The organism is Niveibacterium sp., from assembly GCF_041909475.1.
GTDB lineage: Bacteria > Pseudomonadota > Gammaproteobacteria > Burkholderiales > Rhodocyclaceae > Niveibacterium.
The window spans coordinates 38,890-57,930 of record NZ_JAYRDJ010000015.1 but is presented as its reverse complement, the minus strand read 5'-3'; the positions used below and the strand labels follow the sequence as shown (position 1 = coordinate 57,930).

Genomic DNA, 19,041 nt, shown 5'->3' with positions numbered 1-19,041 from the left:
AAGTTGTGGGTAGTGCCCCCTATAGTCCGCCCCGTCTGCCGCGGCTTACATTGATGCACTTTGGGGCAGCACTCAGTGCTCGTCGATGACCCCGTCGACGTAGTACCAACGCCCATCGCTGCGGAGAAAACGACTGTTCTCGTGCAGACGGTGGGCGCGGCCGCCGGCTTTGTAACGCGCGATGAATTCGACGTGTGCGTTGTCGCCCTCAGCCGTATGCGAGCACACCTTGAGCCCGACCCATTTCGCTCGTGGCGATTCATCTAAGTCGAGCGTTGCGGGGCGGGTGTCGGGGTGCCAGGTCGCAAGCAGGTAATCCGACAAGCCCAGCACGAATGCGCTGTAGCGCGAACGCATCAGGGCCTCTGCATCGGGGGCTGCGTCGCCGGCGTGCCAGCGTCCGCAGCAGGTGGCGTAGCGGCCTCCGCCGCAGGGGCAGTCCAGCGCTGGTTTCATCCGTGCTTGATCGACGCGAGGTAGCCGGTCACTTCTTCGCGGTCGTGATACAGGTGCTTGAAGCGCAGCGTCCAGTCGCGGCCGGATATCGACATTCGCTTGTAGATCAGGTTGCGTGCCTGTTCGATCGCGTCGTGGCGCTTCTTCATCGGCAGCTTGAGGTTGAACATCGAGCGCCGGCAACGACCCGAAGCCACCCACTCCGCCACGAGCTGCGCAACCCGCGAAGGCTGTTCGACCATGTCGCACACCATCCACTCAACCGGTTTGGGCGGCTTCCACACGAAACCGTCCGCGCGCACATGCTCGACGAGGCCGGTTGCCCTAACGCTTTCGCTCATCGGGCCGTTATCTACGGCAGTGACCAACAGGCCACGGTTGACGAATTGCCAGGTCCAGCCGCCGGGTGCCGCACCCAGGTCGACGGCGCGCAGGCCGGCGCGCAGCGATGCGTTGCGCTCGTCCTCGCTGAGCAGGCCGAAGAAGGCCTCGGCGAGCTTGAGTGTCGAACGGCTGGGCGCCTCGCGCGGCATCCGCAGGCGCGCAATGCCCATCGGCCAGGGCGACGCGTTGGCGGGGTCGGATGTGCAGATGAACACATGCGAAGAATCGATGAAGAACAAATGCAAGTTGGGCGCATCGTTCCGGTCAATCAGGCGGCGGCCTTCTTGCAGCGCGCGTTCCAGGTGAGGCATGAAACGCTTGAGGAAGGACGACAGCGTCTTCGCCTCATTGGTGTCCGCAGTCTCTGCCCACACGCGGCCGAAGCGGCCATGCACCCGGTTGATGGCGGCGAGGATCGGCGTCAGCCGGTCCTTCTCGGGCAGGTCTTCGAGCGATTCACGCACCCACACGAGCTGGCGCGCGAAGATCAGGTCGTCGTAGGAAACGACGCGTTGCGCCTCTTCGAGCGGCGCATCGAATTCGTGCAGCACGAAGCCGCTGTCCGGCGTGGCGAGCGAGTGGCCGGCAACAGCGGACTTCGCACAGCGCGCCGCGAATTCGGCGGCAAGATCTTTTTCGAAGCCGGGGCGGCAGTAGGCGATGGCGCGGCTGGTAAAGTCCATGGTGGATCCATTGCGGAAGCAAGCCTGCGATGTTACCCGATGGGCCGGGCAGAACTTGAGGAGTACTTGATTTGAAGGAGTTTCTTGCGGCAGCGGAGCTCGAACTCGGGATGTTCGTGGCCGAACTCGATCGCCCGTGGCTGGAGACGCCTTTCCTGATGCAAGGCTTCCTGATTGAGTCCGACCAGCAACTCGCGCAGTTGCGCGGGCTCTGCCGCATCGTGCTGATCGATCGCGAGCGCTCCGAATCGCGGCATATGCGCGCGAAAGTGGTGGCGCCGAATCCGCCGGCACCGGCGCTACCGCCGACTGAGCGCCCGCTGACGATGGTGAGCCAGGCGGCACCGACGGACTTCTTCCAGCTTCTGAAGCTGCTCAAGGCTTACGACAGCGAGTCCGCGGAAACGGTGCGCGGTGAGGCACCGGTTTTTGCTTGGTCGGTATCGCGCGGCGCCCGCAGCGTTGGCGGTACAGAGCTGGAGCCTGGGCCCGTTGCGCAGGCCGGCGTGTGGGCCTGGCTGCGCGCCCGCGCGCGCAAGCTGCGCCGCCGTGAGGCGTCATCCGAAGCGGAGTCTGATGTCGTTGAAGACATCAGCTCCGACCATCCCTATCCGATCGATGTGCCGCTGGAGCAGGAGTTGCTCGCGGCCGCGCCGATCCACGCCGAGGCGATGCTGGCGGTGAAGGACATCCTGCGCGACGTTGAACGCCAGGCCCCGCCGGATCTGGGGAGGGCGCGCGAGGTCGTGCAGGACATGATGCACAGCGTGACGCGCCATCCCGACGCTTTGCTGTGGCTCACGCGCTTGAAGCGAACGGATCGCTACACCTACGATCACGCGCTCGATTGCAGCACCTACATGATGGTGTTCGCACGCCACCTCGGGCTACCGCAGGACCGCATCGCAATGCTGGGCATGGCCGGCATGCTTTTCGACATCGGCAAGCTGCGTCTGTCGGCGCGATTGCTGGCGAAGGCGACTGCGCTGACGCCGCTCGAATACGATCTGTTCAAGACCCATGTCGATTCCGCGGTGCAGATCTTGCGGGCCGATGCGTCGATCGACCTGGCGCTGGTGGATGTCGTGGCGCGCCACCACGAACGGCTTGATGGCAGCGGTTATCCAAGCGGGTTATCGGGTGAGGCGATCGGTGTGTTCGGTGAAATGGCCGGCATCGTCGATACCTTTTGTGCGATGACGCGTCATCGCTCATGGCGGCCGGCCCTGTCGTCGCAACAGGGGCTGGAGGCGCTGATCGGTCTGCGTGACGAACGCTTCAGTGCCGGGCTGGTTGATCAATTCGTGCAGTGCATCGGTATTTATCCGGCGGGCACGCTGGTCGAACTCAACTCTGGCGAGGTCGCGGTGGTCGTGGCGCAGAACCGGATCCGGCGGCTGAAGCCACGGGTGATGGTGCTGCTTGCGCACGACCACTCGCCCAACGCAAATCCGCACACGATCGATCTGCTTTACGACCCCGTGGTGCCGGGGCGGGAAGAGGCTTACCGGATCGCCCGGTCCTTGCCCGAGGGTGCCTTCGGCATTGACCCTACACAGTTCTATCTCGCATGAATCGTCTCAACGCCATTCTGCCGTTCGTGCCGGCGCCGACCGAGATCGTGGCGGAACTCGCTGCGCATGGGCTCGGCGAGTTCGAGCAATCTGCGCTGCGGGCGCTTTGGCGCAGCGCCGATACCGCTGCGCTACGGGAGCGCTTGTGCGTGGCGCTTGCGCCGTTGGCGGACGAGGCATCGATGAGGGCTGGCCATGCATCGGTTGCCAGCTTCTTCAGCACCTGTCTCGATGTGATCGGCTGGGAACTTGATCCGGCCTGGCCGGAGCGGATGCGTTCGCTATGGCTGGCGCTTCAGCTTGGGGTCGTCCCGGTGGGGCTTGCAGCGCGGGTGGCATCGGTGGTGGTGGCGACCTTGCAGGCGGACCTTGCCGCGCAGCGTGTCAGCCTGTCATCGCTTGATGCCTCGCTGATCCAGATCGTCTCGCGCATCGGTTTTTTCCTTGTTGGCTGGCTGGATGGTGCTGCCAGCGTCACTGAAGCGCAGGCACGTTTGCTCGCCGAGTATGTCGAGCCGGGTTCCGGTTTGCCGAATCGCGCTGCGCTCGAACAGATTTTCCTGCCGGCGGAGGCCGATGAGCCCTCAAGTGCGATGCTTGCCGTCGCGCTGATGTGGGGCGGCAGTGCGATCGTACTCAACAGCGCGGATCGCGATCTGGCCCGAACCGAGGTCGGGCGTTCGCTGGCCAAGCGGGCGAGGGCGGGTGATTCTCTGTGCCGTGTGGGCGACGATGAATGGGTGCTCTGGGCCCCCGGCATCGGCGCTGGCGTGCGCCCGCAGCTTGCAGCGGCGGCCTTGCTCGAATCCGGCGAGCAGGCCATGCGCAACGTCGGCCTTGCGGTGCATGCGACGCTCGCGGTGGGTGGGGCGCTGACGCCGGAGGACGGGAGCACCGCGGACGAGGTATTCAACGCGGCGCGGCGTGCCCGTGCAGCGGCCCTGCGCGAAGGGCGCACCATCCGAATCGCTGGCCCAGAACTCGAAATGGAGCGGGCAGAGCGCGTGCAGACCGAGCGCGAGTTCATCGAGGCGCTGCGCAACAACGCGTTTGAGCTTCACCTTCAACCGGTGATCCAGCTCTCTGACGGCGAGTGTCCTGGCGCTGAAGCCTTGCTCCGCTGGCAGCGCGCCGACGGTACCGCCGTGCCGCCGCTCACGGTGGTGGCAATGGCGGAGCAATTCGGATTGATGCAGCAACTCACCCGCCTTGTCATTCAGCGGGCGACGGCGATGTTGAGCGAGTTGGGCGAGCAGGGCGTGCCGATCGGCATTGCAGTGAACCTTGCCGGCGGTGATCTGCGCGATCCGGAGTTGCCGGAATTCATCGCCCAAGCGCTCGCGACATGGCACATCGCGCCGTCGCGCCTTGCGCTGGAGCTGACCGAAGGCTCGATGATCGCGGACGACGCGCAGACAATGAGCGTCATCGCGCGTTTGCGCGATGCCGGCCATGGTGTTGCGTTGGACGACTTCGGTACGGGCTACTCATCGCTTGCCTGGCTACGTCGCCTTCCGGCAACGCGCCTGAAGATAGACCGGATGTTCGTCCATAAGATGCCCGAGACTGCACAAGACCGCGCGATCGTGCGGTCGGTGGTGCAACTCGCGCAAGGCCTTGGTTTGAGCGTGATCGCTGAGGGCGTTGAGCGAGAAGAGCATGTGCATATGCTGCGAGCGATGGGCTGTGATGCCGCGCAGGGTTTCCATATTGCGCGACCAATGCCTCTTGATGGCTTCATCGCCTGGTGGCGGCGCTGGAATAGCGAAACGCAGGCCGCATGGCCGCCCGTTACGGGCTAACGCCAGAGCCCTGCGACAGGGGCGTTGTCAGTGGGCCGCGGATTTGCGGGCAGGAGTTTTGCCCGAGGCCTTGCCCGATTCGCCTTCAGCGGCTTTCTTGCTGTCGGCCTCGGTGCCGGCTTCAGGCGCCGAGGCATCGGTCGAGACCGGCTTGCTTTGCGCTTCCGCGTCCGCCTCGGTATCCGCTTCAGCGTCGGCCTTCTTGCGGGCCTTCGGCAGCGGTGGCGGCAGCGAAGGCTTGATGATCTCGAGCTTCTGCTCGGTCATGTAGTCGTTCATTTCCTTCCAGCCGGCGAATATCGCGGCCTTCGGCGCCTTTGGGTTGATCTGGTAACAGTCTTCCAGTGCGCGGCCGGCGTGCCGGCATGCTGCCCCGATGGCTTTGCCCTCGGCCTCAACCGCCTTGCCGTCCTCCAGACCAAGCTGTTCGCAGCCCGCCAACGCGCCGAGCGCAATCAGGGTGATGAAGGTCAGAATCGGGCGGCGGCGTTGCATGACAGGGCTCCGGAGCAAGGTCTTCCAGCAATGATTACGTCCCCCGCCGACAGAACTTGACCGAATTCTCGTGTCAAGGACATTTATGACGTTTGGCGCGCCTATAATCGAGCCTCTCCATGCCGTTTTCATCGAGTCGCACAACCATGAATACTCGTAGTCTGATTTCACCGATTGCACTGTCGCTCGCTCTTGTCGCCGGCCCCGCTTTCGCTGCACCCAAGGCCAAACCGGCTGCACCCGCCGCTGCCGTGGCGGATATCGAGATCACCAGCCAGCTGCCGAAAGACAAGCAGGAAGCCCTGCAAGCGCTGATCGCGCGTTTCAACGAAAGCAACAAGGGCGCGCGCATCGTGTTGAGCGATCGCGCTTGGGATACGGGGGCCCCGGCCGCGGCGCAGATTCTCGATGGCGCCAGCGAAGATGCCTTCCTCTCCGGCAAGCAGCGCTACAAGCCGTTGTATGCAGTGGTGAAGGATGCTGGCGTGAAGCTCGATGTTGCAGAACGGGCCTCGCCAGTGGTGGCCCCTGTCGCGGTGGACGCGAAGGGCCGTTTGCTCGGCTTGCCGATCGGTCTCGCGACCCCGGTGTTTTTCATCAACCAGGATATATTCCGCAAGAACGGGCTGGACCCGGCCGCGGTGCCGCATACCTGGGCTGAAGTGCAGGACGTGGCTGGCAAGCTGATCGATTCGGGCGTTTCGTGCCCGCTAACGGTGGCACGCCCCGCAACCGTGCTGCTTGAGAACACGGCAGCCTGGCATAACGAGGCTTTCGTGAATGGCAAGGGTGAAGTCGCGGTCAACGGTCTCAGCTATGTTCGCCACCTCGCGCGCATGGCCTCCTGGCAGAAGTCGCGCTATCTGCAGATCTTCGGTCACGGCGACGAAGCGGTTGATCGCTTCGCCAGTGGCAGCTGCGCGATGTTGATTGCGCCGCAGTCGGCAATGCCGGTGGCCAGCAAGGGCGGTTTTGCGGTGGGCGTGAGCGCGCTGCCGTACTACCAAGATGTGCCCGGTGCGCACCAAAACACCCTTGCCGATGGCCCCGCGCTGTGGGTGTCCGCGGGTCGCAGCGCAGCGGAATACAAGACGATTGCCCGCTTCGTGCAGTTCTGGCTCGAGCCGGCCCAGCAGGTCGACTGGATGCGCGCCACCGGTTACCTGCCGCTTAACCGCGCGGGTTACTTTGCTGCCAGCAGCCGCACGCTGGGCGCCGAACTCGGGCACATCAAGGTTGCGATCGATCAGCTGATCGCTACGCCCGCTACGGCGAACTCCCGCGCCACCACGCTGGGCAGCAGCCCGCGTGTTTTGCAAGTGCTGAACGACGAGCTCGATTCCGTCTGGAACCAGGGCAAGGCCGCCAAGCTGGCGCTCGACGAAGCGGTCGCGCGCAACCGCGCGCTGGGTATTAGCTGAGTCGTGTCATGAACCAGTGGCCGCTACCGCGGGTGCTTGCGCATCGCTGTGGCGGCACACTGGCGCCCGAGAACACCTTGATCGGGCTTGAGTTTGCCATCGCGCACCGCTGTTTCGGCGTCGAGTTCGACGTCATGCTGTCTTCGAACGGCACGCCGGTCCTGATCCACGATGAAACGCTGGATCGCACGACCGACGGCCACGGCCGTGTCTGCGATACGCCGGATTCGGCGCTCTTGCTGTGCGATGCCGGTACTTGGCATTCGGCGCGGTTCGCTGGCGAACGCGTTCCCTTGTTTGCTGATGCGATCCGGCGCTGCCGAGCGCTGGGCATTACGGCGAACGTCGAGATCAAGCCCGCCGAAGGCTTCGAGGTTGCCACCGGGCGCATCACCGCGGCTACGGCAGCGGCCGGTTGGGCGGGCGCTGAGGTGCAACCGCTGCTTTCCTCCTTCTGCGTTGCGGCTCTCGCCGCCGCTGCCGAAACAGCGCCGCATCTGCCGCGCGCGATTCTGTTCGACCAACTTCCCCCCGACTGGCGTGAGCAGGTCAGGGCGCTCGATGCGCAGGGCGTCGTGTGCAATACCCGTCGGCTGGACGCAGCGACCATCGCGGCCGTCAAGCATGAAGGTTTGCGGCTGGCGGTCTACACCGAGAACGATCCGCTTCGCGCACGTCAGCTGTTCGATTGGGGTGTCGACTCGGTGATCACTGATCGCCCCGATCTGGTTACCGCCAACGTCTGAGCCTTTGGCCAGGGTGGCGCGCGAGGCCCGGCGGTGCATGGCCCGGCAGGGCTTTCAGTTACAATCCCGTGTTTCCAGTCAACGAATCGCGCCAGCGCGCGAGCACCGCACGGAACGCCATGAAAAGCGCAGAGATCCGCCGCCAGTTCCTTGATTTTTTCGCCTCCAAGGGCCACCAGATCGTTTCATCCAGCTCGCTGGTGCCGGGCGACGACCCGACACTGCTGTTCACCAACGCCGGGATGAACCAGTTCAAGGATGTGTTCCTCGGTTTCGACAAGCGCCCTTACACCCGCGCGACGACCTCGCAGAAATGCGTGCGCGCCGGCGGCAAGCACAACGACCTCGAGAACGTTGGCTACACCGCGCGTCACCACACGTTCTTCGAGATGCTGGGCAATTTCAGCTTCGGTGATTACTTCAAGCGCGATGCGATCAAGTACGCGTGGGAGTTGCTGACCGAGGTCTACAAGCTGCCGTCCGAGAAGCTGTGGGTCACGGTTTATGCGGAGGACGACGAGGCCTACGACATCTGGACGAAGGAAGTCGGCGTGCCGGCCGAGCGGGTGATCCGTATCGGCGATAACAAGGGCGCTCGCTACGCATCCGACAACTTCTGGATGATGGGTGACACCGGCCCTTGCGGCCCCTGCACCGAGATCTTCTACGATCACGGCGAGCAGATCTGGGGCGGCCCGCCGGGAAGTCCGGATGAAGACGGCGACCGCTACATCGAGATCTGGAACAACGTGTTCATGCAGTTTAACCGGGACGAGGCTGGCGTGATGCATCCGCTGCCCAAGCCCAGCGTGGACACAGGCATGGGCCTGGAGCGCATCTCGGCAGTGCTGCAGCATGTGCATGCCAACTACGAGATCGACCTGTTCCAGAGCCTGATCAAGGCCGCTGCGCGCGAGACCCGTAGCGCGGACATGGATAGCCCCTCGCTGAAGGTGCTGGCCGATCACATCCGCGCCTGCTCGTTCCTGATCGCCGACGGAGTGATTCCGGGCAACGCGGGCCGCGGCTATGTGCTGCGCCGGATCATCCGCCGCGCGATCCGCCACGGCTACAAGCTTGGTGCGCGCGCCGCGTTCTTCCACAAGATGGTGCCGGACCTTGTCGCCGAAATGGGCGAGGCCTACCCCGAGTTGGTGAAGGAACAGGGCAAGGTCACCGCGATCCTGAAGGAAGAGGAAGACAGCTTCTTCCGCACCATCCAGAACGGCATGGAAATCCTCGACGCCACGCTGGCGGTGATGGATACCAACGGGCGCACCGAGCTCGACGGTGAAGTCGCCTTCAAACTGCACGACACCTACGGCTTCCCGCTCGACCTGACGGCCGACATCTGCCGCGAGCGCAACTACACCGTGGATGCCGCAGGCTTCGATGCCGCGATGGCGCGCCAGCGCGAGCAGGCGCGCGCTGCCGGCAAGTTCAAGATGGCCGCGGCGCTGGAATACAGCGGCAGTGCGACCACCTTCCACGGCTACGACAAGCTCAACGTCGACGGTGCGCGCGTCACGGCGGTTTACGTCGACGGCGTGGCCGTTGATGTGGCCGTTGCGGGGCAGGATGCCGTCATCGTGCTCGACAACACGCCTTTCTATGCCGAATCCGGCGGTCAGGTCGGCGATGCCGGTGTGCTGCAGAACGGCACCACGCGCGTTGTGATCGAAGACACGCAGAAGATCCAGGCCGACGTGTTCGGCCATCACGGTCAGGTTGTCGAAGGCACCGTTCGTGTCGGTGACGTTTTGAATGCCAAGGTCGATGGCGAGTCGCGCGCGCGCATCATGCGCAACCACTCCGCGACCCACCTGATGCACAAGGCGCTGCGCGAAGTGTTGGGCGAGCATGTGCAGCAGAAGGGCTCGCAGGTTGATGCCGAGAAGACCCGCTTCGACTTTGCCCACAACGGCCCGATGACCGACGAGGAAATCCGGAAGGTCGAGGCGATCGTCAATCGCGAGATCCTCGCCAACGCAGCGACCCAGGCCCGCGTGCTGCCGATCGCGGAAGCGCAGAAGACCGGCGCGATGATGCTGTTCGGCGAGAAGTACGGCGATGAAGTCCGTGTGCTTGACATCGGTTCCTCGCGCGAGCTGTGCGGTGGTACGCATGTGAGCCGCACCGGCGACATCGGGCTCTTCAAGGTCGTCGCACAAGGCGGCGTCGCGGCCGGCATCCGCCGCGTCGAGGCGGTGACTGGCGATGCGGCGTTCGCCATCGTTCAGGCTCAGGATGCCTTGCTGGCCGATCTGTCGGCAAAGCTCAAGCTGCCGGCCGGTGAGGCCGTCGCACGTGTCGGTCAGTTGCAGGAACAGCTCAAGGCGGCCGAGAAGGAGCTCGCGAAGCTCAAGAGCGAAATGGTCGTGATGCGTCTCGACGAACTGGTGGCGGCGGGCATGCGTACCATCAAGGGTGTGAAGATCGTTGCCCTGCGCCTCGACAACGTTGATGGCGCTGCCTTGCGTGAGGTGGCGGACAAGGCGCGCGACCGTCTCGGTGAAGGTGTCGTCGTGGCGGCCGCGGTGACCGACGGCAAGGTTTCGCTGGTCGCGATGGTGACCAAGTCGCTGACCGATCGCCTCAAGGCTGGCGAAATCGTCGGCGCGGCGGCGCAGGTTGTCGGTGGCAAGGGCGGTGGCCGCCCCGACATGGCACAAGCGGGCGGCACGCAACCGGAGAAGCTGCCGGAGGCCTTCGAGACTGTCTTGCAGTTGCTAGATTCGAAGCTCTAATCGCGCTTCAATCAAAGGGCCGCCTTCGGGCGGCCCTTTTCATTTGTGGAGCACGACATGACGCGACTGCGCTCCGACATGACGGTCGACAAACTCAACGCGTGGAGCCCCGGCTGCCTGCCCGGGCACCATGGCTTCGAGGTGCTGGAACTCGAGCAGGGGCGTTTGATCGCGAAGTTGCCGTTGGGGCCGGAGGTGATGGCGCCGAACGGCTTCTTGCACGCTGCCAGCGTCGTCTTGCTGGCGGATTCGGCGTGTGGATACGGCGCGATTGCGCATCTACCGGAAGGCGCGAGCAACTTCACGACGATCGAACTCAAGACGAATTTCCTCGCCACTGCGAAGGAGGGCGAGGTGTTGTGCGAAGCGCGTGCGGTGCACCTTGGCCGCACCACGCAGGTCTGGGATGCCGAAGTGCGCCGTGCCGACGGTAGCAAGATCGCACTCTTCCGCTGCACGCAGATGATTCTCTGGCCCAAGGCATGAGCTCTGGATCGATGCGGGGGCCGGTGCGTGGCTCCCGCATTTGATCCAGACGAAAAGATTGCGCTGCGACGGCGCGCACACTGGGGCTCCCTGCCGCCGGTGAGTATTTCGGTGCCCACCTGCGACGCCACAGGAAAGGGCTGGGCATGCAGACTTATCAGGCCGACGTCGTCATCGTCGGTGCCGGCGGCGCCGGTTTGCGGGCCGCTATCGCGGTCGCCGAATTCGATCCGCGTCTGCGGGTCGCGCTGGTCTCCAAGGTCTATCCGATGCGCAGCCACACCGTGGCGGCCGAAGGCGGCTCTGCCGCCGTGGTCCAGGCGCACGACAGTCTCGAACACCATTTCCACGACACCGTTGCCGGTGGTGACTGGCTCTGCGAGCAGGATGTCGTGGACTACTTCGTCGCGCATTGCGCCGAAGAGATGGTGCAGATGGAGCACTGGGGCTGCCCTTGGAGCCGCAAGGATGACGGCCATATCAACGTGCGTGCCTTTGGCGGCATGAAGATTGAGCGCACTTGGTTCGCCGCCGACAAGACCGGCTTCCACATGCTGCACACGCTGTTCCAGACGTCGATGAAATACCCGTCGATCAAGCGTTTCGACGAGTACTTCTGCGCCGATCTGTTGGTTGATGAGGGGCGTTGCGGGGGCGTGGTCGCGATCCAGATTGCGAGCGGCGAGCTGGTGCAGATTCAGGCGCCGTCAGTCGTGCTGGCAACTGGTGGTGCCGGCCGTGTGTTCCGTCAGAACACCAACGGCGGCATCGTCACTGGGGATGGCATGGCGCTCGCATATCGTCACGGCGTGCCGCTGCGCGACATGGAGTTCATGCAATACCACCCGACCTGCATGCCAGGTACCGGCCTGTTGTTCACCGAAGGCTGTCGCGGAGAAGGCGGGATTCTAACCAACCGCGATGGCTACCGTTACCTGCAGGACTACGGGCTTGGCCCAGCCGACCCGTGGCCGCGCAAGAAGGCGATGGAATTGGGGCCGCGCGACAGACTCTCACAGGCCTTCTGGCATGAGGAGCGCAAGGGGCGAACGATCGATGGGCCGCACGGCTCCGTCGTGAATCTGGATTTGCGCCACCTGGGCGAAAAGAAGCTGCGCGAGCGCCTGCCGCAGATCTGCGAGTTGGCCGAAGAGTTCCTCGGCATCGACCCTGCGAAGGCGCCAATCCCGGTGCGGCCCGCGGTGCATTACACGATGGGTGGCATTCTGGTCGATGGCAACTGTGCTGCGCCCTTGCGCGGGCTGTTCGCGGCCGGAGAGTGTTCGAGCGTTGGCATTCATGGTGCCAACCGGCTTGGGTCGAACTCGCTGGCTGAGCTGTGCGTTTTCGGCAAGGTGGCGGGCGAGTCAGCAGCGCGATTCGCGCAAGATTCGGCGCCCCTGCGGCGCAACCACCTCGCCGAGCAGGCGTCGGACATTGAAAGTCGCGTGCGCGCGGTGATCGACACTGAGGGAAGCGAACGCATCGCCACGCTGCGAACCGAGATGGCGCAGACGATGGAGCAGGGCTGCGGCATCTATCGACTCGGAGATGAGATGCAGGCGACGTGCGACAAGCTCGCCGAACTGCGCGAGCGTTTCCGGCGCGTGAAGCTCGATGACCGATCCCGCGTGTGGAACTCCGAATGGCTGCTTGCCATCGAGTTGGGCTATCAACTCGAGGTTGCTCAGGCGATCGCGCATTCGGCGCTGGCGCGACGCGAGTCGCGCGGCGCACACCAGCGTCTCGACGGGTTTGAAGTGCGCGACGACCTGAATTTCCTTGCGCATTCGTTGGCCGTCTATGCCGGGCGCGAGGCGCCGCGCATCGAGTATGGGCCGGTGAAGATCACACACCTGCCGCCCGGCGTACGTGCCTACGGCGCCGAAGGTGAGCGCGTCGAGCAGGAAAGGAGTGCCGCCGGTGTCTGAACAGGAAAAGATTATCGAGATCGAGGTGATGCGCTATCGCCCCGAGCAGGACGAGAAGCCGGTGCCACAGGTCTTCAAGGTACCCTTTACCGACGACATGTCGGTGCTGCAAGGCGTCCAGTACATCAAGGACTGGCTCGACGGTACGCTCAGTTACCGCTGGTCGTGCCGCATGGCGATCTGCGGCAGTTGCGGGATGATGGTTGATGGCGTGCCCAAGCTCGCATGCAAGACCTTCTTGCGCGACTACTACCCGAACCGCGTGCGGATCGAGGCGCTGGCGCATTTTCCGATCGAACGCGATCTGGTCATCGTCGCCGACGACTTCATCGAGAAGCTTCAGCGCATCAAGCCCTGGATCATCCCGAAAGAGGCGCGCACGCTGGAGCAGGGCGAGTACATCCAGACGCCAGCTGAGTTGGACGTCTACGAGCAGTTCTCCTCGTGCATCAACTGCATGCTTTGCTATGCGGCGTGCCCGCAGTACGGCCTGAACGACAAGTTCCTCGGCCCCGGCATCATCGCCTTGCTGCATCGCTATAACGCCGATTCGCGCGATGGTGCAGAGGCCGAACGGATGCAGGAGATCCACGGCCACGAGGGCGTATTCAACTGCACGGCAGTCGGCTACTGCTCCGAGGTATGCCCGAAGGGCGTTGATCCGGCCAACGCGGTCAACGTGAACAAGACCAAAGTGGCGCAGGACTACTTCCTGCGCTTCGTGCGACCCAAGGCAAAGGGAGACTGCGAATGACGGCCCGACGCCCATACAAGCGCCCGATGCAGGGGTGGTGGCGCAAGAATCCGTACTTCGTTGAATACGTCATCCATGAGGCGACGGCCTGCTTTGTGGCGGCCTATGCGTTGGTGTTGCTGAGCGGGTTGTTGTGCCTTGTGCAAGGCGAAGCGGCATGGAACCTGTGGCTCGCTGTGTTGCGTAGCCCGTGGTCGATCTTCGCGCATGGCGTGATGCTGCTGGCGATGTGTTACCACAGCTACACCTGGTTCAAGATCATGCCCAAGACCTTGCCGCCGGTTGTGTTGGGGGGCAAACGCCTGTCCGCAGGCGCGATTACCGGTGGCGGTTTGCTGGCCGCGATGATCGCGAGTGCGTTGGTAATCGGGCTTGCCTGGGGAGTCCTGCAATGACCAAGCGCAGCAATGAACCCATCTTCTGGCTGCTGTTCGGGGCAGGGGGCATGTTCTCTGCGCTGATCGGCCCCGCGCTGGTTATCGTCACCGGCCTAGCGGTACCACTGGGTGTGATGTTCGCACCCGACGCGCTGCGTTATGAGCACGCCCACGCGCTTGCCCGGCATTGGTTGGGCAAGGGCTTCCTGTTCCTCGTGGTGTCGCTGTTCCTGTGGCACGCCGGCCATCGCATCTTCCACAGCCTGCACGACTTCGGCATTCATGCCGGTGGTGTTGCGCGTGCGGTCTGCTATGGTGTGCCGGCGGCAGCAACCGTGCTTGCGGCGGCAGCGCTGCTTTCGATCGGGTTTTAAGGCGTCGACTCGGCGGGCACTGACAAGCCGCCCGCCTCCAGCGCTTCGACCGCAGCGGCTTGCAGCGCGTCGCGCGTCAGCTGCTGCGCGGTGATCTCGGCCTGCAGTTTTTCTTTTCCGCCGAACGCGCGGGTGTAGCGCGCCACGGCGTCGGCAAGCAGCGCCTTGCGCACGCGCTCGGATACGATGGGCTTCGCGTCGAACATGCGATCGGGCGTACCCAGCACCTGTTGCATCGTGCCGCGGCGATACACGACAGCGCCAAAATCCGGTTCGCTCACGGCTTTTCCGCCCCCGTCGCTCTGCACCGAACGCATGCCGGCGATCACACAAGTACTGGCGTCACCGGACTGAGCGCAGCCGAATACCCATTTGCGGCTGCTGCCCAGCTCACGCCGCGTGACCTGGCTGTCCTGCCAGGTCGGGAAACGCACGGCCGCCGGGTCGAAGGACAAACCGAACAACGGATCGGTCATCGCAACCGTGCCGCTGTCCGCCAGCGCGGGCACGCCGCTGAGCAGGCACGCCAGCGCGGCGCAGCGCAGCGCTTTACGGGCGATAGATTTCATACCCAACCTTTTCCTTGCGGTATGCCGGGCCGGGGTAGATGCCGCTGCCTTGCACGAAGTCGGACACCCAGGTCGTGCCGTTGTAGATCTGGATGTGACCAGCGGTTTGCCCCTTGGGCGGCTGTATCACGACCACGTCGCCCTTCTGGGGGGTGTAGTCCGCGGTGTCGATCTTGCTGAACCCGAGCGAGGCGAGCTTGGGACCATAGTCCTTGGCGTATACCGGGCGTGGCGGCGCGATCGTAATACCGCCGGCTTCGATCGCGAGTCGCACGTATTTCGCGCATTGTCCCTGGCTGGTGGCGTGGGCGTGTGCGTCGAGATGCTTGATCATGTCGTCGACCTTGACCCGCGTGCTCGCTGTCGACGTGTCGCCCGGCGCACTCGTTGCCGGTGCGGCTTCGGCGGGCGGGGTGGCAGGCCCTGGCACAGGTGTTTCCATCAGTGCCAGCGTTCCGTCGTCCTCGAGCGGACTGGTGTTGCCGATGCCCGTGGGGCCTGGTGTGCGTGCGCCAGCCATGCTTCCTCCCGATCCGCGCCGCCGGAGACCGCGCGCCGCTTCGCCTGTCATATCGATGATGCTAGCGCGCAGCTGCGGGCGTGGCTACCCGAGGCGGCTGCTAGAGCGTTCGCGCGCGATGCACTGCTTCGGTCCGCGTGCGAATGCCGAGCTTGGAGTAGATGTGGTTGATGTGCGTCTTCACCGTTGCGAGCGACACATGCAGCCGCGTGGCGATCTGCTCGTTGGTGAGCTGTTCGCCGATCAACTGCAGGATCTGCCATTCCTTGGCCGTGAGCCCGGCAGGCGGCGGGCTCTCGGCGGCGGCGTCGTCCGCTTCGACGGGCTTGTTGTCACGCCGCCGTTCAAGCAGACGTTGCACGAGTTCACGCAGGAAATTCCGCGTCACCGTATCGCCAGCAAGGGAGGTGTCGCCCAGCAATGCTTCGAGCGGCCCCAGGGCGCGCGGGGCGAGCCAGAGCCAGTCCAGGCGGTCGTTGTGCGCGGCTGCATGTCGAACTTCATGCAGCAAAGCGGCACTGTCGACCGTGTGTAGCGCCAGCAAGCGGCGGCCGAGCGTTGCCAGATCCGCCGCACCACCTTGTTCAAGGCGGTTGACGCGGGCGGCGAGGGCGTCGGTGTCGGGCGCCTCACCCGCAAGCATGCGTGCCGCGGCGCACAGCAGATCGCGCCGATCGCGATAGAGGCAATCGGGCCAGGATTCAGCTTCCGCGCGTGCGGCGATCTCAAGCAGGCCTTCGCGATTGGCTTCGCGCGCCCGCAGCCAGATCCGCGGCAAGAGCGCTTCGGCGCGCCATTTCAGGCACAGAAAGCGCTCGGCAAGCTGCCCTTCCAACCACGTTACGCCATCGTCTGCTTCGTGGGCACGCCCTTCGATCAGCGAGCTGATCGTCTGCAGCGTGCCGTAGGTGAAACTCCAGTATTCGCCGTAGGTGCAGGCTGCATCGGTGCCGGCTTGCAAGAGACGGCGGGCGGAAGTGGTATCGAGGCGGCGCAGATGGATCGTCGCTTCCAGCCGCACGCTGGGGTCCAGTGCAGCGGCTGATTCAAGCCCAGCGATGCGTACCCGCTTACGCCGTTCTATCGACCAGCGCATGGCGGTGTCGAGATCGCCGCGTTCGAGCATCAGCGCGGCGCGACGATGCAAAGCTTCGAACTGCAGCCAGTCGAGCCGATCACGGTCGGCGCAGGCCTGCATATGGGTCAGTGCGCGCTGGGCATGCTCAAGATCACCCAGCGCCAGCGCGCAACCTGCGGCGACATGCTCTGCCAATGCGAAGCTGGGGTGGAGGTCTTCGTGCAGGGCTTTCAACGCCGCATCAGCATGGCCCGCTGCGCATGAAAAGCCGTCGTACTGAAACGAGATGGATGCCGCGAGCGCGCGCGCCGGTGCGGCGATGGCCGGGTCCGGGTGTTCGCAAAGGCGGCTGACCTGGGCGTCCGCTTCGTGCGGCAGTTTGGCGACTTCTACCTTCCAGGCGGCATCGAGTAGCGCACGCGGCACGTGCCCGGTTTCGGTGGCGGTCGCGTCGAGCAGCGTGCGCAGCAGGCTGCGATTGCGATCAAACAGCATGCGCCAGCCGGCCGACTCGATCACGCCAAGACACAGCGCCGTGTCGCCTGCGTCCAGCGCGAGCATCGCAGCCGGCGCGTGCTCGCCGCGCGCGAGCAGGGCGGCACAGCCGTTATCGAGTGCAGCGCGCCAAGCCTCCGGGTCGCGTGCGCGCCATGCGGCGACGATGTAGGGGCGGAAACGCGATGCGAGCCGCACACCACCGCCGGCGTTGCACAGCGGGCCGGCGAGCGTTGCGACCTGCAGCATTGCGGCATCGGCTTGTGACTTGGCGCCGATACCCAGCGCCATCAGCCACTCGGGGCGTGACTCCGGCAGCAGCGCCGCGCGGCCCAGTGCAGCGATCTGCGCGTCACTCAGTTCATTCAGCCAGGCCAGATCGAGCCAGTGCGCCAGTTCTTCGTCCCAGGCGGCGTCTGGATGCACGGTGGCCTGTCTCGCGCCCCACCAGCCTGCCCAGGTTTCCGCGTCGTCTTCCAGCCCGGCGTTGCGCCATTCGTCCGGCGATAGCGCGAGGTGATGGGCGTTGAGCGCCGACAGTCGGCCTTGTGAGCGCCATAGCGACACCGGCAACGAGCCCGCGTTGCGGCCGGAAAGAATCAGCTTAACGCCGCGCGGGAGGGTGTCGACCGATGCGGCAAGTGTTTCGGCGCCGGTTGTGTCGAGTTGCTCGATGCCGTCGATGATCAACAGACCTTCGTCGCCGACCGCTTTGATCGCACGATCCAGCGTCTTGTTCAGCCCGGCTCTGTCGCGTTTGCAGCCAATCCAGGCGCGCGCGCCTTTCCAGTCGTTCCAGAGGCTGCGCAGAGCGCAAGTCTTGCCGTAACCGCCGGGCGCCAGCATGGTCACCAAGGGGCGCTGCAGCGCAGCCTGAAGGGCTGCAGCAACGCGCGGACGTGGCATGTCGGGTTGGAATGGTGCGGGTGGGTGGAGGGTGTCCATCTGCATCCGAGCATCGTACCGCGACAATCAACCTCAGGGTTTGACGACTTCGTTTCAGCGCAAGCGGAGCATGGTCACCACAGCAAAACAGCGAAACAATCAGGAGTACGCAGATGACCCGTGATGAAGCCCGCCAAGCCGCCCAACTGGCGTTTGCAGCGAGCGGCGAAGAGATTGGTCTGGGGGATGCCGGCGCGCTGCCGATGCCGATCGAGCAGCTGCTTACCCTCGACGAGACCCACCCGGATGTCGTCGAAGCGCATACCGGCGGCCTGACGGGTTTCGTGTATCGACTGCGCACCCCGACCGGCGACTGGAACATCAAGCGCGCCCGCAGCGCCAGCCTGGTCCAGAACCCGGACGGCCAGACTTCGTTTCTGAACGAGGTGCAGCGCCGCTGCGAGCTCGAAGCCTTGGGGGACGACTGTCCGCCCGGAGTGGTGCGGACGCGCTATGCCTCGTTCCGCAAAGGCCTGATCGTGTCGCCGTGGATTGACGGCGAGATCGCACGGCGCTGGGACGAGCGGACGCTGTCGAGCCTGTTCGATCTGCTTGTCGATCTCTACCTACGCGGCTTCTTCGAGTGGGATGTGTCGCCCGGAAACGTGGTCGACGACGGCTCGCGACTCTGGATGTTCGACTTTGGCTACATGTATCGCTTCGATCCGCGGGTGGATTTCAATTCCAACGGTCTTGACGCACTGCTGTTCCACCCCGCCGAGCGCTTCGAGACGCGCAACTACTTTGCGGTGCTGCTGGAGCGCGAAAAGGCGGCGGGGCAGGGTGCCGCCTTGAAGGATTTCGTGCTTGAAAAGCAGATTGCGCTTGCGGCCTACGAAAGGCTCGTCAGTGGTCTTCGCGCCATGGGCGCAACGCACACGGTAATCGGCTTGTTCACTGCCATCATCGCGCGGTGGACACGCGCGCTGCGCGAAGACCCGGCCGCGCTTTACCTGGCTGAAGGCTGGCGTTCACATCGCCTGGATCTGGATGACGATCTGCGCGGGCAGACCTGCACTCGTCGCACGCTGGCGCGTACCGATTGGTTGATCGAAGCAGTCAGCGAACATTTCGTGGCGCTCAAGGCGCTCGATGCGTTCTTCTGGCACGACGCCGGGCTTTCTCGCGAGGCTTTGCTCGCCCAGCTGGCAGACGATCGCGCAAGCGCGGTACGTTGGCAGATTGCGACATGAGCGGAGAAGCG

The 19,041-nt window shown here is 64.5% G+C and carries 17 protein-coding genes; 11 read left to right on the top strand and 6 right to left on the bottom strand.

Features of this window, described 5'->3' with window-relative positions:
- Positions 1–72: 72 nt before the first annotated feature.
- Positions 73–456 (bottom strand): YchJ family protein, encoded by a 384-nt coding sequence (locus ACE3P0_RS11510; protein ID WP_374402764.1) that lies wholly within the window; start codon positions 454–456, stop codon positions 73–75.
- A complete protein-coding gene (gene rlmM / locus ACE3P0_RS11505; protein ID WP_374402763.1) occupies positions 453–1,523 on the bottom strand; it encodes a 23S rRNA (cytidine(2498)-2'-O)-methyltransferase RlmM in 1,071 nt (356 codons plus the stop codon). The genes ACE3P0_RS11510 and rlmM overlap by 4 nt, the downstream gene beginning before the upstream one ends.
- A gap of 71 nt (positions 1,524–1,594) precedes the next feature.
- Between rlmM and ACE3P0_RS11500 the strand changes: the two genes are divergently transcribed.
- Positions 1,595–3,097, top strand: a complete 1,503-nt coding sequence (locus ACE3P0_RS11500) for an HD-GYP domain-containing protein (RefSeq protein ID WP_374402761.1) — start codon at positions 1,595–1,597, stop codon at positions 3,095–3,097.
- The gene (locus tag ACE3P0_RS11495) at positions 3,094–4,899 is read left to right on the top strand and encodes a putative bifunctional diguanylate cyclase/phosphodiesterase (RefSeq protein ID WP_374402760.1); all 1,806 of its coding nucleotides are present in this window, start codon (positions 3,094–3,096) and stop codon (positions 4,897–4,899) included. The genes ACE3P0_RS11500 and ACE3P0_RS11495 overlap by 4 nt, the downstream gene beginning before the upstream one ends.
- A 27-nt stretch (positions 4,900–4,926) precedes the next feature.
- Here the strand turns inward: ACE3P0_RS11495 and ACE3P0_RS11490 are convergent, their stop codons facing one another.
- Entirely contained in the window at positions 4,927–5,394 is a 468-nt protein-coding gene (locus ACE3P0_RS11490) for a hypothetical protein (RefSeq protein ID WP_374402759.1), read from the bottom strand.
- A gap of 146 nt (positions 5,395–5,540) precedes the next feature.
- On the opposite strand from ACE3P0_RS11490, the gene ACE3P0_RS11485 reads away from it, so the two are divergent.
- From ACE3P0_RS11485 to frdD, 8 genes are all read left to right on the top strand, one after another.
- Positions 5,541–6,815 (top strand): extracellular solute-binding protein, encoded by a 1,275-nt coding sequence (locus ACE3P0_RS11485; protein ID WP_374402758.1) that lies wholly within the window; start codon positions 5,541–5,543, stop codon positions 6,813–6,815.
- An 8-nt stretch (positions 6,816–6,823) separates the two neighbouring features.
- Positions 6,824–7,561 carry a glycerophosphodiester phosphodiesterase gene (gene ugpQ, locus ACE3P0_RS11480; protein WP_374402756.1) on the top strand — a complete coding sequence of 246 codons (738 nt, stop codon included), beginning with the start codon at positions 6,824–6,826 and terminating at the stop codon, positions 7,559–7,561.
- A gap of 119 nt (positions 7,562–7,680) precedes the next feature.
- A complete protein-coding gene (gene alaS / locus ACE3P0_RS11475) occupies positions 7,681–10,308 on the top strand; it encodes an alanine--tRNA ligase (protein ID WP_374402754.1) in 2,628 nt (875 codons plus the stop codon).
- 57 nt (positions 10,309–10,365) lie between these two features.
- Entirely contained in the window at positions 10,366–10,794 is a 429-nt protein-coding gene (locus ACE3P0_RS11470; RefSeq protein ID WP_374402753.1) for a PaaI family thioesterase, read from the top strand.
- Between the two features lie 146 nt (positions 10,795–10,940).
- The gene (gene frdA / locus ACE3P0_RS11465) at positions 10,941–12,725 is read left to right on the top strand and encodes a fumarate reductase (quinol) flavoprotein subunit (RefSeq protein WP_374402750.1); all 1,785 of its coding nucleotides are present in this window, start codon (positions 10,941–10,943) and stop codon (positions 12,723–12,725) included.
- Positions 12,718–13,479, top strand: coding sequence for a succinate dehydrogenase/fumarate reductase iron-sulfur subunit (locus ACE3P0_RS11460; protein ID WP_374402749.1), 762 nt, complete (start codon positions 12,718–12,720; stop codon positions 13,477–13,479). The genes frdA and ACE3P0_RS11460 overlap by 8 nt, the downstream gene beginning before the upstream one ends.
- Entirely contained in the window at positions 13,476–13,874 is a 399-nt protein-coding gene (locus tag ACE3P0_RS11455; protein WP_374402748.1) for a fumarate reductase subunit C, read from the top strand. The genes ACE3P0_RS11460 and ACE3P0_RS11455 overlap by 4 nt, the downstream gene beginning before the upstream one ends.
- Entirely contained in the window at positions 13,871–14,230 is a 360-nt protein-coding gene (gene frdD, locus ACE3P0_RS11450) for a fumarate reductase subunit FrdD (RefSeq protein ID WP_374402747.1), read from the top strand. Before ACE3P0_RS11455 ends, frdD begins: the two co-directional genes overlap by 4 nt.
- On the opposite strand, the gene ACE3P0_RS11445 is transcribed toward frdD, so the two are convergent.
- From ACE3P0_RS11445 to ACE3P0_RS11435, 3 genes are all read right to left on the bottom strand, one after another.
- The gene (locus ACE3P0_RS11445) at positions 14,227–14,799 is read right to left on the bottom strand and encodes a hypothetical protein (protein ID WP_374402746.1); all 573 of its coding nucleotides are present in this window, start codon (positions 14,797–14,799) and stop codon (positions 14,227–14,229) included. The two genes, frdD and ACE3P0_RS11445, sit on opposite strands and share 4 nt — an antisense overlap.
- A complete protein-coding gene (locus ACE3P0_RS11440; RefSeq protein ID WP_374402745.1) occupies positions 14,780–15,319 on the bottom strand; it encodes a hypothetical protein in 540 nt (179 codons plus the stop codon). Before ACE3P0_RS11440 ends, ACE3P0_RS11445 begins: the two co-directional genes overlap by 20 nt.
- A gap of 100 nt (positions 15,320–15,419) precedes the next feature.
- Complete coding sequence (locus ACE3P0_RS11435; protein WP_374402744.1) at positions 15,420–17,798, bottom strand: LuxR C-terminal-related transcriptional regulator; 2,379 nt, start codon at positions 17,796–17,798, stop codon at positions 15,420–15,422.
- Positions 17,799–17,950: 152 nt separating this feature from the next.
- On the opposite strand from ACE3P0_RS11435, the gene ACE3P0_RS11430 reads away from it, so the two are divergent.
- Positions 17,951–19,030 (top strand): hypothetical protein, encoded by a 1,080-nt coding sequence (locus ACE3P0_RS11430; protein WP_374402743.1) that lies wholly within the window; start codon positions 17,951–17,953, stop codon positions 19,028–19,030.
- The last annotated feature ends 11 nt before the right edge of the window (positions 19,031–19,041 follow it).

What these genes read in the sequence shown, in the direction of transcription:
- frdA (WP_374402750.1), top strand. Translation starts at nt 10,941, where the DNA reads ATGCAGACTTATCAGGCCGACGTCGTCATCGTCGGTGCCGGCGGCGCC.
- frdD (WP_374402747.1), top strand. Translation starts at nt 13,871, where the DNA reads ATGACCAAGCGCAGCAATGAACCCATCTTCTGGCTGCTGTTCGGGGCA.
- ACE3P0_RS11510 (WP_374402764.1), bottom strand. Translation starts at nt 456, where the DNA reads ATGAAACCAGCGCTGGACTGCCCCTGCGGCGGAGGCCGCTACGCCACC.
- ACE3P0_RS11470 (WP_374402753.1), top strand. Translation starts at nt 10,366, where the DNA reads ATGACGCGACTGCGCTCCGACATGACGGTCGACAAACTCAACGCGTGG.
- ACE3P0_RS11430 (WP_374402743.1), top strand. Translation starts at nt 17,951, where the DNA reads ATGACCCGTGATGAAGCCCGCCAAGCCGCCCAACTGGCGTTTGCAGCG.
- ACE3P0_RS11495 (WP_374402760.1), top strand. Translation starts at nt 3,094, where the DNA reads ATGAATCGTCTCAACGCCATTCTGCCGTTCGTGCCGGCGCCGACCGAG.
- ACE3P0_RS11440 (WP_374402745.1), bottom strand. Translation starts at nt 15,319, where the DNA reads ATGGCTGGCGCACGCACACCAGGCCCCACGGGCATCGGCAACACCAGT.
- ugpQ (WP_374402756.1), top strand. Translation starts at nt 6,824, where the DNA reads ATGAACCAGTGGCCGCTACCGCGGGTGCTTGCGCATCGCTGTGGCGGC.
- ACE3P0_RS11490 (WP_374402759.1), bottom strand. Translation starts at nt 5,394, where the DNA reads ATGCAACGCCGCCGCCCGATTCTGACCTTCATCACCCTGATTGCGCTC.
- ACE3P0_RS11435 (WP_374402744.1), bottom strand. Translation starts at nt 17,798, where the DNA reads ATGCCACGTCCGCGCGTTGCTGCAGCCCTTCAGGCTGCGCTGCAGCGC.
- ACE3P0_RS11485 (WP_374402758.1), top strand. Translation starts at nt 5,541, where the DNA reads ATGAATACTCGTAGTCTGATTTCACCGATTGCACTGTCGCTCGCTCTT.
- alaS (WP_374402754.1), top strand. Translation starts at nt 7,681, where the DNA reads ATGAAAAGCGCAGAGATCCGCCGCCAGTTCCTTGATTTTTTCGCCTCC.
- rlmM (WP_374402763.1), bottom strand. Translation starts at nt 1,523, where the DNA reads ATGGACTTTACCAGCCGCGCCATCGCCTACTGCCGCCCCGGCTTCGAA.
- ACE3P0_RS11445 (WP_374402746.1), bottom strand. Translation starts at nt 14,799, where the DNA reads ATGAAATCTATCGCCCGTAAAGCGCTGCGCTGCGCCGCGCTGGCGTGC.
- ACE3P0_RS11455 (WP_374402748.1), top strand. Translation starts at nt 13,476, where the DNA reads ATGACGGCCCGACGCCCATACAAGCGCCCGATGCAGGGGTGGTGGCGC.